Source organism: Nonomuraea aridisoli (genome assembly GCF_003236395.1).
GTDB classification, from domain to species: Bacteria; Actinomycetota; Actinomycetes; order Streptosporangiales; family Streptosporangiaceae; genus Nonomuraea; species Nonomuraea aridisoli.
In genome coordinates, this window is record NZ_POUD01000536.1 from 1 (window position 1) to 1,778 (window position 1,778).

The 1,778-nt window shown below is 77.1% G+C and carries 1 protein-coding gene; it reads left to right on the plus strand.

Going from position 1 to position 1,778, the window contains the following annotated elements:
* Positions 1-1,778: hypothetical protein (locus tag C1J01_RS50845; protein WP_181449375.1), on the plus strand; the 1,778-nt coding region annotated here is incomplete at both ends.

A 1,778-nucleotide genomic window follows, 5' to 3' on the forward strand; every position in this document is an offset into this window, starting at 1 on the left:
GGGTCGAGCTGGGCCCGGGGTTCGTGTCGGCTCGGCTCGACGGCGCGCGGGGCGATCGGCGGGACGCCGTGCTGGCCGCCGTCCAGGTGCTGGGGCCGGCGGGGCTGGACCGGCTGGGCGATCGTACGAGGGTGGCCGTGGCGCTGTTCGGGACGGCGGCGACCAAGCCGGTGGCCGCCGCGGCCGCGAAGGCCGTCGCCGAGGGCCGCTGGGCGGCGCTCCACCTGGCCTCGGCCGCCGGCGGCCTGCTCACCGCCGAACAGGTCGAGCGTGTCCTGCACTGGGGCTCCCCCGCCACCGCTCATCACGGGGATGGTGGCCTGCGGGCGGTCGTCGAGGGGGTGCCGGAGGCCGCGGCGTCCGGCGTGGCGGATCATCTGGAACGCGTTCTGGGCGGGTTCCCGCAGCGGCGGCGGTACGAGCTGCTGCGGGATCTCTGGCTGCGGGTGGCGGCCCGTCAGGCCGAGGAGAGGCGCAAGGAGCGGTTGCGGGCCGTCCGGGCACGGCAGAGCAGGCTGGACGAGTTACGCGACCGCCATCGCGCCCACGCCGACGACGTCCTGCTCGGCTTCGTACGCACGGAGCTGGGCCACGAGCCGACGGCGGCGCAGGCGGCGCGGTGGCGGCCGGAGCCCTGGCACTGGTCGGTCATCGCGAGCCGCGCGATGCACGACGCCCTGGCCTCGACCGTGCTGCTGCGCACCGCCGTGGCGGTGGCGGAGGACGGCGTCGAACAGGGCGTCGCTCGGTGCGCCGGGCAACTCGCCGCGGCGTCCGCGTACATGACCGACGCCGAAGCCGGAGCGGCGGCGCGCCGGGTGCCCGGGATGGCCGGGTTTCCCGCCCGCCCGGGCTGCTACGTCAGGGATCTGGCGGCGCGGGCGGCGCCGGAGGAGTACGTGCGGCAACGCCTGGCGAGGGCGGCCGAGTACGCCGAGGTCGTCCTGGAGGCCGTCACCGAGCTGCTCGGCGACGAGCACGTCCTGGGGTTGCTGCGCGCCTGGTCGAAGGCCGGGATGAGGAAATGGCGCGCCGCCGCCGGGTACACCTCGCACCGCGACCCCGCCGGATGGGCGCAGCCGCCGGCGGCCGCGTCGCGTCCCCCGCTGTCGGAACGGCTCGCCGCGCGGCCGGGCGTGCCGCCGGAGGAGGTGGAGACGGTCGGCGACCTGCTGTGGTACGCCGAACTCGCCGACGCCCTCGCCGGGTTCAACGGCCACGAGCGCGCCGCCGTCGCCTACGGGCCCCTGTGCCCCGATGCCGATCCGGACCCGCCGCCGGACGACGACACCCGCGTGCGCCTGCCCGCCTCCGTTCCCGGTGTGCTGGCCGCCGCCGCGCAGTTCGTGTCGTTCGGCGCCCGGCCGCCGCGGCGGTGCCGCACGTGGGAGGAGCTGACCGCCGGGCTGGCCGCCGACCTTCCCGTGTCGGAGGCGTTCCCGCTGCCCGAGCCGCTGGCCGTACGCGACGGCACGGTGCTGCCCGGTACGGACGTGCGCGTGGAGTGCGCCCGGGATGCGCGCGTGCTCGCCGGGTGGGCGGCGTACATGGGGAACTGCATCGGCTCGCCGCACTACGTGGAGGCGGCCGAACTGGGCAGGTGCGCGCTGCTGGCGCTGCGCGGCGCCGACGGCGAGATCGTCGCCAACGCCGAGCTCCGGCTGTACGGCCGCGCCTGGCACGTGACCGAGCTCCGCGCCCGCTTCAACGCGGACCCGCCCGCGTCGCTCCACGAACGTCTCACCACCTGGGCGGCCACCCTCCCGCCGCCCAGGTGG